We start from the raw sequence: 13,219 nt of genomic DNA, 5'->3' as shown, positions 1-13,219 counted from the left end.
TGGCGGGCGGCCCGATCAGCCCTGTGCCGAGCTGGGGCTCGCCTCCTCGGTCGGGTAGACCCCGCGTAAAACCTCCTCGAAATGCATCTTCACGGCGTCGTTGCAGAGGCAGGCGCGCAGCCGCAGGCCGTCGCGATTGCGGACCAGGATCGACCCGCGCCTGGTCTCGAGCACGCCTTCCGCCCTGAACGACTGCAGCACGCGGCTCGCATAGCTGCGTCCCACCCCGAGCAGCGTGGCGAGCTGTTCGTGGGTCAGCGGCACGCTGTTCTCGTCGCCGGTCCGCTCCATCGCCGCCAAAATCCATTTGGCGGTGCGCTGCTCGATCGAGTGGATGGCGTTGCAGGCGGTGGACTGGAAGATCTGCGCCAGCATGCAATCGGCGTAGCGGGCAAAGACATGGCGCAGCGACGGCGAGCGCTGCTTGGCAGCTTCCAGCTTGGCGACATTGAGGTGCGCAAACGGCCCGCCAAATTTCACGCAGATGCGGGTATAGGCTGGCAAATATCCTTCGCTGACGATGCCGCCCACCGCGCCTTCTCGGCCGACCAGAATGGTCTCGACATCACGGCCGTCCTCATTGGGGACAAGGAATGTCGCGAGCGATGGTCCACAGGGAAAGTGGACGACCTGGACGTCGTCGCCGGGATTGTAGAGCAGCTCGTTCGCCGCAGCGTTGTCGACAGTGACGTGCGGCGCAAGCAGCGCGTAGTCCGCCTGGCTCAAGCGCCGCAGCAGATTGTTGGCCGGCCGGCTATCGACCTCGGCTGCCTTGCTGATACGCGCATCCATCATCAACCCCGCCATGCTTCTCTCCACATTAGCGAGTTCCGTCCAAATCTTGTGTGCACAAGTGGACAGACTGGAGAACTGTGATGTGGTGGGTTTCGTTCCGGGAACCCTCCGATGCGCTGGGCGCAGGCATCGTGTCGCGGCAGTCCTGATCCGAACAACCTCACGCCCAAAACCTCACACCCAAGATCCGATCATGGCACCCGCACTTCCCGACGGCTCAGGCCGGCCTGCCGACGTTCTGATCGTCGAGGACGATCCCATCATTGCGATCGATTTCGAGGACCGTCTCCTCGGATTCGGCGTGACGAGCGTGCGGACCGTCGGCTCGGTAACCCAGGCACTGGACGCGATCGCGAAGCGTGCGCCGGATTTCGCGCTGCTCGATGTCGAGCTGATCCGCGAGAAGAGTTTTGCGATCGCCGAGCGGCTGGTCGCGCTCGAGATCCCGTTCGTCTTCGTCACCGGCTACGGCACCGACGCGCGCATTCCGCCCGAATTCGCCAGCCGACCGCGCTTGCAGAAGCCGTGTTCGAGCGAGGCGTTGGAGGCGGCGCTCCAGGTGCGGGGCACCTGACGACCTATTTGCCGGAGCGAATGCAGAGCTCGGCGAGGTCGGTTTCGACGCCCTTGAAGAAGGTGTGCGGAAGCGGCGGCGGCGACGGGATCTTTTTGATCGACGCGGCTTGCGCGGCGCCCGCCTGCTCCGACAATTGCAGAAAACGCTTCAGGGCCTTCGACCGGCTCTTGCCGGCGAATTCCTCCAACTTCTCCTCGGTGGCATCGGCGGGATTGAGGCGGAGCAGAGCCTCGTTGCCAGTGGCCAGCGGAGACACCGCCCCGAGCCTCACGCGGCTGATCAAATTATAGCGGTCGAAATGCTCGAAGATCAGATCCAGGATCTTGGCTTGGCGCATTGGCGCTTCCATCGCCAGATAGCGCTTCACATCCGCACTACTCTTCAGGCTTTCCAATTCGGCGGCGCTGGCGAACGGGTTGTCCGAGGTCTGCCGGTCGATCAGCGCGAATGCGCCGTCCAGCATGCGCGTGCCCCATGTGATGACGATATCGCGGCCACGCGGTTCGAGCTGGTCGGCAGTAAGCGCCTTGTCCGTCAGGCATGCCGGGTCGGCGCTCGCGCGCAGTGACTTGCCGAGCTCGGCGGTCAGCGCCTTGCCGTAAGGTGATGCGAAGGCCTCGCGCACCAGCATGGCTTTGTCCTGAGTCTGCGCCCATGTGGGGGACGCTGCGCTCAGCAGGAGCGCGATGACGATCGTTCGGTGGCTGAACAGCACGGCTTCAACTCGAAAATAGCTCGGACGGCATCAGTCCCGTGAAAATGCACGGACCTGCAATTGTCGCCCGGGCCGGCCGGATGGTTCACCGCCATCCGGCTCGAAAGCATGATCCGGAAAAGTGCGAAGCGGTTTTCCGGAAAGATCATGCGCGCGTTAGCTGGCCGTTACGCAAGCTTCGGATCGAGCGTGGTCGACCACAGCGCGACATCGGCGCGGTCGCGCAAGGTCACAATCATCTGGCCCGAGGCGCCGTCGATCTTGACGTGACCGAAGAACTGCATGCCGGCGGACGGCGGCAGGTTCTGGCTGTCCTTGCCCGGCGCCTTGACGAAGCGCACTTCGGGCCCAAAGGTGTTGTCGAGCGCGTTCGGACCGAATGTGCCGGCGTGCAGCGGGCCCGACACGAATTCCCAGAACGGCTCGAAGTCCTGGAATTGCGCCTTGTTCGGATCGTAATAATGCGCGGCGGCGTAGTGCACGTCCGCGGTCAGCCAAACGGTGTTCTTGATCGGTGCCATCTTGATGAAGCGCAGGATGTCGGCGATCTCGAACTCGCGGCCGCGTACCGGGCCGTCGCCCTGCGCAATGGCTTCCGAGCCGCCCTTCGGCGTGTCCGACACGACGAGGCTGAGCGGCATGTCGGAGGCGATCACCTTCCAGGTCGCGCGCGAATTGAGGAGGCCGCGCTTGAGCCAGGCGATCTGGTCCGGGCCGAGGAAGTAGCTGGCCGGGCCGTAGTCCGTTTCGAGATTGGCGCCATTCGGGCCGCGATAGCTGCGCTCATCGAGCACGAACACGTCCAGATGCGGGCCGTAGGAGATTTTTCGATAGACTCGGCCCGGCTCCACGATGCTCTCGCGCATCGGATACATCTCGTGGAAGGCGCGGCTCGCGCGTGCCGCGAGCAGCGAGATGTCGCGCACCTTGTAGGTCGCCGGCAACTCCTTCGACAGCGACCAGTTGTTGGTCACTTCATGGTCGTCCCACTGCACGAAGATCGGCACCTCGGCATTGAAGGCGCGGACATTGTCGTCGGTGAAATTGTATTTGTGCGCGGCGCGATACTCGTCCAGCGTCTCCGCGACCTTGGCCTTCTCGGGGATGGTGACGTTCTTCCAGGTCTTGCCGTCGGCGAGCTTGACCTCGGATTCAATCGGGCCGTCGGCATAGATGGTGTCGCCGGAATGAAGGAAGAAATCCGGACGGTGCTTGCGCATCGCGGAGAAGGTGACCATGCCGCCGTCATCTGGATTGATGCCCCAGCCCTGGCCGGCGACGTCGCCGCCCCAGACGAAGCTGACGTCGCGGCGGTCGGCCGGCGCGGTGCGGAAACGGCCGACCACCGGCTCGCCCTCGACCGCGGTATGCGAGAGATCGCGGAAGCGAACACGGTAGAAGATGTCCTGTCCGCCCGGCAGGTTCTCGATCAGCATTTTTGCGGTGAAGTCGCTCTCGGGCAGCGCCGCGATCGGCGGCAGCGCGCGGGCGTCCTTGAAGGACTCCGTCGTGGCGACCTCGACCAGCATCTGCGACGGGCGGTCGGCGCGCGCCCACACCACGCCGCCGTTGACGGTGACGTCGCCCGACTGCACGCCATGGGTCGCCGCCGGCCGATCGGCCGCGCGTGACAGATGAGGCATCGCGATGGCGCCGAGCGCACCTGCGCTGGTGGCGAGGAAGCGGCGGCGGGAGAATTTGATCTTCATGGCGATCTCGATATCGCGTGGCGCGACCGCCGGGACGGCAGTCGTCACGAACAAGCCAGACGCTATATTGAGACAATGTGACGCAGCGATTACGCGCGCAGGCGTTTAAGCGTTGCCGGCGGCCCTGAACTGCGCGCCCGCACGTTGCAGGTTCTGCGGCATGCTGAACAGCACGGCCTTGCGGTCGGCGACCGCCGCGTGGAACTGGTCGAGCACGATGTTGATGGCGGTGAGTGCGGCCTCTTCGATGGCGCCGTGATCGAAGCAGCGCAGCGTGTCGCGCAAGATCTCGTCGGCTTCGGTCTGCATCTGGTCGAGCTCCTCGGTCGTCTCGCTCTTGCGTGCAGCCGCAATCATGTCGAACAGCCGGTCGCGCAGATGGCTGTTGTTGTCACGCTCGTCCTTCTTCAGATAGCCCGCAAACCAGGCGCCGATCGAGCCCATGGCGGAGAGCGCCATCAGGCTCCACCAGATGTAATCGCTGTATTTGTCGAGGAAGGTCTTTTCCTCGCCATCGACGAAGGCGGCCGCACCGGGATGCACCGGGATCACCGCATCCTTGTCGGTGTCGGGCGTTTCGATCTTCGCCGCGAGCGGGAATTCCGCCACCAGCTGCTGGCGTACCGCGAAAAGCTGGCGCGTGAACGCCGCGATAGTGGTTTCGGATATACCTTTGCGCGCCACGATGTGGTGCGAGAAGCTGATGGTCTTGACCTCGTCGTCGGGACGGTCGGGCGAGCCGCCATAGGTGCCGGCGGGAATCTCCGAGGCTTCATAGACCGGATGGTTCTGCGCGATCGCATCCGCCGAATCGATCGCCAGGAAGGTCGGCGTGCCGCCGTCCTTCGCGGAGCTCGCGATTGCCTCCGCCGTGATCTTGCTATTGACCGGTCCCGCCGCGAGGTAGGCGTCGGCCTTTTGGGATTTGATCGCTTCGGCGGCCTCATTGGCAGGGAATTGGATGATCTCGACCTTGGCGGGATCGACGCCGTATTGCTGGAGGATCACCTTGAGAAGGTTGACGTTGGCCTGCGTCTTGCCGATCACCCCGACGCGATGGCCGGCCAGTTGCGGGATCTTGGTGATCTTCGCGCCCTTCTTCTTGCCCTTGCCGGGCACCGACCACAGCACCACGACGTTCTTGCGCAAGGTCGCGACCGCTTGCGCGTTCTTCGGCACGTCGACGTCGCCGCGCACGATGGCAAGGTCGGCCTTGCCTTCCGCGAGCAGATCGGCGCTGGCGGTGGCGCCGTCAGTCTGGATCGGCCGCAGCCGCACCTGGCTCTTGTTCTGCGTAAAAGCCTGCGTCAGCGCTTGCACGACCTTGAGGTCATCGCTGTTGGCCGGACCGACCGCGATCTTCAATGTCACCGGCCGCATCGCGAAATAATAACCGCCGGCGAGCGCGCCGATGATGGCCAGCACCAGCGCGAGAGACACGAGCGCGGTCTTCCGCGCCGCGGATCGCGGCGAAGGCGGAGTGGGCGCTTCGGCCAGGTCCAATCCCCCGGTCATCGATCTCCCAAACAGGCGCTTGAGGCTCAGTTTCATCTCGGCCGGCGATTTACGCCCGCAATTATAGCAAATTTCTTGTCAGGCGGGGTTACATCTCCGTCATGGTTAGCGGATGGACGAAATCCTGGTGAACCCGGACCGCAGCACGGTGTTAGGGTAAAGTTCCCCTGAAGGACGGAGACGATTATGGCAGAGCGGCTGACGGCGGAAGCACGCAAGCAGGCGCTGGGCGGTATCCCGGGCTGGACCGAGGTTCAAGGCCGCGACGCCATCGGGAAAACCTTTGTCTTCAAGGATTTTAACGAGGCTTTCGGCTTCATGACCCGTGCGGCGCTTGTGGCCGAGAAGATGGATCATCATCCCGAATGGCGTAACGTCTACAAGACCGTGGAGGTGGTGCTGTCCACCCATGATTCCGGCGGCGTCACCAAGCTCGACATCGAGCTCGCCAAGGCGATGAACGCCATCGCCAGGCTGACACCGGGCTGACATCTTGCGGGGCGCCGCCGCATCCCCATGTTGTGATCAGCACTGGATGCGGCCATCGGCCGCGCCGGGCTGGACGGGAGTTTCCAACCATGGCTGCCGAACACAGCGTCGGCTTCGAGCCGGCCGATCGGGTCGCGGAAGATCGTGATAGCGTGCGCCGACGTTTCTGGCGCAAGCTGAAGCGTGTCGTCGCCAAGCTGCCGTTCGCCGAAGATTTGCTCGCGGCCTATTACTGCGCGTTCGACCGGCAGACGCCGCGCCATGTCCAGGCGTCGCTCTTGGGAGCGATCGCCTATTTCATCCTGCCGTTCGACTTCATCCCCGATGTGATGCCGGTGCTCGGCTTCACCGATGATGCCGCCGTGCTTGCCACCGCCATCCGCATGGTCGCCGGCCATATCACGAATGAACACCGCGAAGCCGCGCGTGCTGTGCTGAAGCGCGGGGTGGGTGAGGGGGACGCGGAAGCGGCGTAGCCGCTGTCGCCTCGCATTCCCCTGTCATTCCCCGCGAAGGCGGGGAATCCAGTACGCCGCGGGCTTCTCGATTCAATCACCGGCGTCACGGAGTACTGGATCGCCCGGTCTGAACATCAAGCCGGGCGACGACACCGGATGTGTGGAAGGCGCTTGCCCCAGGCACGCCCATTACTTCTGCGCCCGCGCCTTCTCCGCGTCCCACGCCTGGAATTGCTTGAACAAGGTTTCCTTCTCCGTGTCGGACACGTTTGCGGCCGCAGGAGTTTGCTTCAAGAACGCCTCGAAGCGCTGCCGGGCCACCGGCTCGACCCCGTGTTTGTCGAGCCATTGCTGCGCCACCGGCAGTCTGCTCCAGCCGGACAGCGGTGCGGCAAGCGAGACCTCCTTCCACTTGGGATGGAACGGCGGATTCTGCAGCGCGGGGAATTTCGTGAAGAACGCGTCCACGAACAGCGCGAGCTTGCGGTAGCGCTCGGTGTTGGGCGCCCAATTATAGGCCGCGAGCACCGCGGGCACCGCGATCGTGTCCACGCTCTCGCCCTCCTTGATCAGGTTCGGATAGTCCTTGGCCGTCAGCGTCGCCGGCAGATAGTCGCTCTGGAGCGGCTTTGCGTAGTCGACCTTGGCAAGATGGAAGCGGCCGTCATTGCCGAAGGTCGAGACCGATTTGTACGGCTTGCCGCCGACCACGATGACCGCGTCGATCTCGCCGGCCTTCAGCTTCTCCATCGCGATGCGCTGCTCGACATAGACGAACTTCGCCTTGATCCCCAGCCGCTCGAACACGGTGAGCGCGGTGACGAAGGTGCCGCCGTTCGGCAGGTCCACGCTGACCGTCTTGCCTTCGAGGTCTTTCAGTGTCGCAACCGATTTCGGCGCGATCACCTGCATCTCCTCGTTGTAGAGTTTTGTCACATAGGTGAACTGCCGCTTGATGTCCTTGGCAAAGCCCTTGCGTTCGAGATAGTCGAGCGTGTCGGCGCGCACGACACCGAGATCGACGCCTTGCAGGAACAGGATGTCGGCAACGCTCTGCACCGAGCCGCGGCCGACGATCGGCAGCACGCGGATATTGTTGCCATCGTCGAGCACGGAGGCGAGGTCGGCGCCGAATTGCACATAGGTGCCGCCGATCGTGCCCGTGATCAGCGTGACGGTGTTGGCGTTAAGCGCCTGCTTGGTCGAGCTCGAGCCGAACTGGAAGATGGCCTTCAAACTGTCCGAGACTTTTGCCGGATCGTATTCGGTCTGCTCGGCGCGGGCGGCGAAGGCACAGATCGTCATGATGGCGGCAAGCGCCATTCTCAAAGCGTGATGCATAATGTCCCCTGAAGAGTTCTAGTTCGAGAGCCGGGCGAGGCGCTGTCGTGCCTCCGCCGATCCGAGGCTTGCCGCGCGCTGGTACCAGTCACGTGCGACTGATGCGTCGGCGATGATGCTCCGCGCGTCGCTGGTGCCCAGCACCGCCGGATCATAAGTCTGCGCCAGCAGAAGCGCGGCATTTGCATCGTTCGCATTGGCCGCACGTTCGAGCAGCAGGCGCGCCGCGGCGATGTCGCCGACACCGATCAGGCTCCTTGCGCGCGTCATCAGCCCCGCCAGCGTGTCGGCGTCGAGCGTTCTGACAGGCTCGGCTGGCGCGGGCTGTGCCGCGACGGGCACCGGCATCTGCGCCTGCAACGCGATCTGATGGGCGGCCGCGATGGTGTCACGGCTTGGCGGTGCCGGGAGGTCCTGCTCGTCGGCACTCGCCAGCCTCGTGTTGGTCACGCGCGCCGGATCCTTGAGCGGGGCTTCCCGTATGACCGGCGGATTGGCCGCAGCGATGGCCTGGTCGGGAGCGGCGTTCGTCGGGCTGCCGGCATTGGCCACAACGAGGCTGCGCAAATCGGACTGAAGCAGCAGCGCCAGGGTCGCAGCCGCGGATATCGCGAGCGCCGCCGCCAGAAGGCGCGCGGCGATCTTGGTTCTGCGACGCAACGTCAGCGGCGCATATTCTCGCGGGTCCGGCGGCCCGAGCGGGTCGGACAGGAACAGCGGCATGGGATCGTCCTGCGGAGGATCGACGCGGCTGGCGCGGGCACGGATGTAGGACGCGGTGGACGATTGTGATGCAGATCGATCGGAGTCGAACGCCCTCGACTCCCTGGACGGACGGTAGGCCGTCGTCTCCATGGTGATGTTCCCCATTATTGACGCAACGCAGGGACAGTCCCGGCTTCAGTCTTCTTGTTGTTGTCCAGAAGCGCCCCGCAAACTGGAACCGGTAAATCGCCGTCCGATTCAGCCCAAAAAGCGACGGCGGTTTGCGCGAATCGGGAGATATTTGGGTTTGATTACGGCGAGGCGGCGGAATGCACCGCCATTTTGCCGACGATGGTTGATGGGGATTTTACTGGGCGGATGGGAGCGCAGCGTCGCGCGAGAAGCGGGAGTTGGCCGCGCTGCTCGTCCCATATTCGGTGTCATTCCCCGCGAAGGCGGGAATCCAGTACGCCGCGGCGTCGTGGCTAAATCACTGGTCTCTCTGGAATACTGGGTCGTCCGGTCAAGCCGGACGACGACACCGAGTGTGTGGTGACCGCGTACGTCGCATCCTCACGGATGCAGGATCACCTTGCCCATGGCCTGGCGTCCCGCGAGCACCTTCAGCGCGTCCGCCGTTTGCGCCAGCGGGAAGGTGCGGTCGACATGCGATGAAATCTTTCCTTCCGCGGTCCACTTCACGAGCTTCTCGAGATTGGCGCGGTTCTTCTCCGGATTGAGCCGGGTCCATGCGCCCCAGAACACGCCACGGATGTCGCAGCCCTTCAGCAGCGCGAGGTTCAGCGGCATCTTCGGAATGTCGCCGGCGGCAAAGCCGATCACGAGGAAGCGGCCTTCCCAGGCGATCGAGCGCAGCGCCTGCTCGGCATATGCGCCGCCCACCGGATCGAAGATGATGTCGACACCCTTGCCGCCGGTGAGTTTTCGCAAGCCTTCCTTCAAATCTTCCTTGCCGTAGTTCAGCGTCAGCTCGGCGCCATGCGCTTTGGCGAATTCCAGCTTTTCGTCGGACGAGGCGCAGGCGATCACCTTCAGACCCATCAGCTTGCCGAGCTCGCAGGCGGCAAGGCCGGTGCCGCCGGCGGCGCCGAGCACCGCGAGCGTCTCGCCCGGCTTCGGGCTGGCGCGATCTTCCAGCGCATGCAGCGCGGTGCCGTAGATGATGATGATGCCGGCCGCGCGGTCATAGTCGAGATTATCAGGGATATTCACGATCGATGCCGCCGGCAGCGCGATCTTCTCGCGCGCGCCGTTGTGACCGCAGGAGGCGACGACGCGATCGCCGACTTTGAGATCAGTAACGCCGGGGCCGATGCTCTCGATCACGCCCGCAACCTCGGCGGCCGGCGAGAACGGGAACGGCGGCTTGATCTGGTACTTGCCCTGGATCATCAGGATGTCGAAGAAATTCAGCGCCGCGGCCTTGATCGCGATCACGGCTTCGCCGGGACCGGCCACCGGATCCGGCACGTCGGCGAGCACGAGATCGTCGGGCTGGCAATATTGCGAGCAGAGGATGGCTTTCATGGCGGCACCTTAGGGCGTTTCGATTATGGTTGGTTCGTTTCTGCCGGATTTAGCGCGACCCGACAATCTGGATTCTTTGTCAGAGACCATGCATCGGCCTATCCTCGTCATTGCGAGCGCAGCGAAGCAATCCAGAATCCGCGCCGCGGAAATAGCCTGGATTGCTTCGCCGCGCTCGCAATGACGGCGTGTGTGGACATATTGAGGATTCAAACGATGTTTGAAACGGGTCTGCTCAAGGACAAGCGCATTCTCGTCACCGGTGGCGGCTCGGGCCTCGGCGCCGCGATGGGGCGTCGCTTCCTCGCGCTCGGCGCCGAGCTCGTGATCTGCGGCCGCAAGCTCGACCGGCTGGACGCAACAGCAAGCGAGATGCGCGCGCAGACCAGTGGCAAGGTCTCCACCATCGCCTGCGACATTCGCGACGGCACCGCCGTCGACAGCATGATGGATGCGATCTGGCGCGAGGCGCCGCTCGATATCCTCGTCAACAATGCTGCCGCGACCTTCATCGCGCAGAGCGAGCATCTCTCCTTCCGCGCGGCGGATGCGATCCTCGCGCCGACGCTGCATGGCGCGATGTACTGCACGCTCGCCGCCGGCAGGCGCTGGATCGACGGCAAGCATGGCGGCGTCGTGCTCTCGATCCTCTCGACCTCGACCATCACTGGCCGCGCTTTCACCGTTCCCTCAGCGATGGCGAAATCGGCGGTGCTGGCGATGACCAAGAGCCTCGCGGTTGAGTGGGGGCCGAAAGGCATCCGCACCGTGGCGATCGCGCCCGGCCCGTTCCCGACCGCCGGGGCATCCGGGCAGCTTCGTCCCGAGGGTCGCGACGAGGGGTGGACGGCGCGCAACCCGATGGGGCGCACCGGGGAACATGGCGAGCTTGCCGACCTCGCCAGCTTCCTCGTCTCGGACCGCGCCGGCTACATCAACGGCGAGATGGTGGTGATCGATGGCGGCGCGCATCTGCGCAGTTCCGGCGCCGAGGATTTGCTCGGCTGGACTGACGCGCAATGGTCCGAGCAGCGTGCCGCGCGATCCCAAGGCTAGCTGTTGCCAACCCGCTAACTGCCTTCCCAAATTGGGCTTTCCCGGCTATCCCTGCTGCGGGGACAAAGCGCGGCCGGGCCATCTTCCAGTCACAATATTGAGGGAACCACTCCAGCATGTGGCGGGTGCTATTTTTGGCTTTGATGGCTGGCGTGACGGCGTGGGGAATCACGGATTCCGCGCGGGCACAGACGGCGCAACCGGTGCCCAAAGCTGCACCCAAAGAGGCTGCACCGAAAGCGGCCGCGCCGGCCGCCGCTGCGACTGCAAAGACGACGGCAAAGCCCGAGAGCAAACCGGCGGGCCCGGCCGCGGCGGTTGCGGGCGGCGCGGAGCCGACCTTGATCGGCCAGTTCGGCACCTGGGGCGCCTATTCGGCGACGCCCAACGGCAAAAAAGTCTGCTTCGCGCTGGCCAAACCCTCCTCGTCGAAGACCAACCCGCCGAACCGGCCGCGCGATCCCGCCTACGCCTTCGTCTCGACCCGGCCGGCGGAGAAGGTGAACAACGAAGTTTCGGTCATGATCGGCTATGCGCTGAAACCGGGCTCTGAATCCTCGGTCGAGGTCGGCGGCGCCGCTTTTGCGATGTATACGCAGGGCGATGGCCTCTGGATCAAGAACGCGGCCGAAGAGGAGCGGATGGTCGAAGCCATGCGCAAATCGGCCGATCTCGTGGTCAAGGGCGTCTCGGCCAAGGGCACGGAGACGACCGATACCTTCTCGCTGAAGGGCCTCGCCCAGGCGCTGGACAAGATCGCCCAGGATTGCAGGCGTTAAGGCTGCGGTCGATAAGGTCGCAATCGGCCGCCCCGGTTGCTATATAGGGGCGGTTCCACAATTTCAGCCGTCATGGCCGGGCTAAAGCGCGAAGCGCGTCTTCGCACCAGATGTCCCGGCCATCCACGCGCTGGTAACGGGCGAAAAGAACGTGTGCCCGGGACAAGCCCGGGCATGTCGAGAGATATCAGGCATCCAATGCAACCGACGACCGAGCCGCACAACGCAATCCTGGTGGAGAAAACTCCGCTCGAAACCTATGTGCCGCCGGCGAAACCGTCGCTGATCGGACTGTCGCGCACCGAGCTTGCCGATCGCCTTGGCGAGATCGGCGTGGCACCGGCGCAGCGCAAGATGCGTGTGCAGCAGCTGTGGCACTGGCTGTATTTTCGCGGCGCCCAAAGTTTTGACGACATGACCTCGGTCTCGAAGGGCATTCGCGCCGAGCTCGCGCAGAATTTCACCGTCGACCGGCCCGAGGTCGTCGCCGAGCAGATCTCCAATGATGGCACGCGCAAATGGCTGCTGCGGTTGCCGAGCGGCGACAATGTCGAGCGCGCGCATGAAGTCGAGTGCGTGTACATCCCCGAAACGGATCGCGGCACGCTCTGCGTCTCCTCGCAGGTCGGCTGCACCTTGAATTGCTCCTTCTGCCACACCGGCACGCAGCGCCTGGTGCGCAATCTCACCGCCGGCGAGATCGTCGGACAGGTGATGGTCGCACGCGATCGTCTCAATGACTGGGCCGATCGCGAGGACGGCACGCGCCGCGTCACCAACATCGTGATGATGGGCATGGGCGAGCCGCTCTACAATTTCGACGCGGTGCGCGATGCGCTGCTGATCGTCGGCGACAATGAAGGCATCGGCATCTCCCGTCGCCGCATCACGCTGTCGACCTCGGGCGTGGTGCCGAACATCGTGCGCGCTGGTGACGAGATCGGCGTCATGCTCGCGATCTCGCTGCATGCCGTGCGCGACGAGCTGCGCAACGAGCTGGTGCCCCTCAACCGCAAATATCCGATCAAGGAATTGCTTCAGGCCTGCCGCGACTATCCCGGCGCCTCGAACGCACGCCGCATCACCTTCGAATATGTGATGCTCAAGGGCGTCAACGATTCGCTCGACGATGCAAAACTGCTGGTGAAGATGCTCAAGGGCATTCACGCCAAGATCAACCTGATCCCGTTCAATCCCTGGCCTGGCACGGCCTACGAATGCTCGGACTGGGACCAGATCGAAAAGTTCTCCGAATACATCTTCAATGCCGGCTATTCCTCACCGGTGCGCACCCCGCGCGGCCGCGACATCCTCGCCGCCTGCGGTCAGCTTAAGTCGGAGACCGAAAAGCTCTCGGCCAGGGAGCGCCAGGCGCTGCGCGCCATGGCGATGACGGATTAGCGCCAGCTATGTGCGCGCTCTCGCCTCCTCGTCATTGCGAGCGAAGCGAAGCAATCCAGAATATTTCCGCTGAAACAGTCTGGATTGCTTCGTCGCATCATCGCAAAATTGCTTCGCAATTTTGTCGCGGG

13 protein-coding genes are annotated in these 13,219 nt (G+C 64.0%); 6 read left to right on the top strand and 7 right to left on the bottom strand.

Going from position 1 to position 13,219, the window contains the following annotated elements:
* Positions 1–15 precede the first annotated feature (15 nt).
* Positions 16–792, bottom strand: a complete 777-nt coding sequence (locus B5V03_RS10875; RefSeq protein ID WP_129271176.1) for a Crp/Fnr family transcriptional regulator — start codon at positions 790–792, stop codon at positions 16–18.
* A 196-nt stretch (positions 793–988) separates the two neighbouring features.
* Here B5V03_RS10875 and B5V03_RS10870 point away from each other — a divergent pair, with 196 nt between their 5' ends.
* On the top strand, positions 989–1,369 hold the full coding sequence (locus B5V03_RS10870; RefSeq protein WP_129269989.1) for a response regulator: 381 nt from the start codon (positions 989–991) through the stop codon (positions 1,367–1,369).
* Positions 1,370–1,373: 4 nt separating this feature from the next.
* On the opposite strand, the gene B5V03_RS10865 is transcribed toward B5V03_RS10870, so the two are convergent.
* From B5V03_RS10865 to B5V03_RS10855, 3 genes are all read right to left on the bottom strand, one after another.
* Positions 1,374–2,087, bottom strand: coding sequence for a hypothetical protein (locus tag B5V03_RS10865; protein ID WP_129269987.1), 714 nt, complete (start codon positions 2,085–2,087; stop codon positions 1,374–1,376).
* Between the two features lie 167 nt (positions 2,088–2,254).
* The gene (locus tag B5V03_RS10860; RefSeq protein ID WP_129271175.1) at positions 2,255–3,796 is read right to left on the bottom strand and encodes an alkaline phosphatase D family protein; all 1,542 of its coding nucleotides are present in this window, start codon (positions 3,794–3,796) and stop codon (positions 2,255–2,257) included.
* A 105-nt stretch (positions 3,797–3,901) separates the two neighbouring features.
* Complete coding sequence (locus B5V03_RS10855) at positions 3,902–5,347, bottom strand: TAXI family TRAP transporter solute-binding subunit (protein ID WP_129269985.1); 1,446 nt, start codon at positions 5,345–5,347, stop codon at positions 3,902–3,904.
* Between the two features lie 150 nt (positions 5,348–5,497).
* Here B5V03_RS10855 and B5V03_RS10850 point away from each other — a divergent pair, with 150 nt between their 5' ends.
* Both B5V03_RS10850 and B5V03_RS10845 read left to right on the top strand, forming a co-directional pair.
* Entirely contained in the window at positions 5,498–5,800 is a 303-nt protein-coding gene (locus B5V03_RS10850) for a 4a-hydroxytetrahydrobiopterin dehydratase (RefSeq protein WP_129269983.1), read from the top strand.
* Positions 5,801–5,889: 89 nt separating this feature from the next.
* Positions 5,890–6,276: a YkvA family protein gene (locus B5V03_RS10845; protein ID WP_164987929.1), complete on the top strand. Its 387-nt coding sequence runs from the start codon at positions 5,890–5,892 to the stop codon at positions 6,274–6,276.
* A 171-nt stretch (positions 6,277–6,447) separates the two neighbouring features.
* On the opposite strand, the gene B5V03_RS10840 is transcribed toward B5V03_RS10845, so the two are convergent.
* The 3 genes from B5V03_RS10840 to B5V03_RS10830 all read right to left on the bottom strand — a co-directional run bounded on the left by B5V03_RS10840 (position 6,448) and on the right by B5V03_RS10830 (position 9,852).
* Positions 6,448–7,599: a TAXI family TRAP transporter solute-binding subunit gene (locus B5V03_RS10840; protein WP_129269980.1), complete on the bottom strand. Its 1,152-nt coding sequence runs from the start codon at positions 7,597–7,599 to the stop codon at positions 6,448–6,450.
* Between the two features lie 18 nt (positions 7,600–7,617).
* Positions 7,618–8,454, bottom strand: a complete 837-nt coding sequence (locus B5V03_RS10835; RefSeq protein ID WP_129269978.1) for a hypothetical protein — start codon at positions 8,452–8,454, stop codon at positions 7,618–7,620.
* Between the two features lie 423 nt (positions 8,455–8,877).
* On the bottom strand, positions 8,878–9,852 hold the full coding sequence (locus tag B5V03_RS10830; RefSeq protein ID WP_129269976.1) for an NADPH:quinone oxidoreductase family protein: 975 nt from the start codon (positions 9,850–9,852) through the stop codon (positions 8,878–8,880).
* Positions 9,853–10,068: 216 nt separating this feature from the next.
* On the opposite strand from B5V03_RS10830, the gene B5V03_RS10825 reads away from it, so the two are divergent.
* The 3 genes from B5V03_RS10825 (at position 10,069) to rlmN (ending at position 13,088) form a co-directional block, all read left to right on the top strand.
* A complete protein-coding gene (locus B5V03_RS10825) occupies positions 10,069–10,908 on the top strand; it encodes an SDR family oxidoreductase (RefSeq protein WP_129269974.1) in 840 nt (279 codons plus the stop codon).
* A 116-nt stretch (positions 10,909–11,024) separates the two neighbouring features.
* Positions 11,025–11,687: an invasion associated locus B family protein gene (locus B5V03_RS10820; RefSeq protein ID WP_129269972.1), complete on the top strand. Its 663-nt coding sequence runs from the start codon at positions 11,025–11,027 to the stop codon at positions 11,685–11,687.
* 198 nt (positions 11,688–11,885) lie between these two features.
* Entirely contained in the window at positions 11,886–13,088 is a 1,203-nt protein-coding gene (gene rlmN / locus B5V03_RS10815) for a 23S rRNA (adenine(2503)-C(2))-methyltransferase RlmN (protein WP_129269970.1), read from the top strand.
* Positions 13,089–13,219: the final 131 nt, after the last annotated feature.

Source organism: Bradyrhizobium betae, from assembly GCF_004123905.1.
Lineage (GTDB): Bacteria > Pseudomonadota > Alphaproteobacteria > Rhizobiales > Xanthobacteraceae > Bradyrhizobium > Bradyrhizobium betae_A.
Note: the sequence above shows the minus strand (reverse complement) of the source record. Positions and strands in the feature narration are given on the sequence as shown.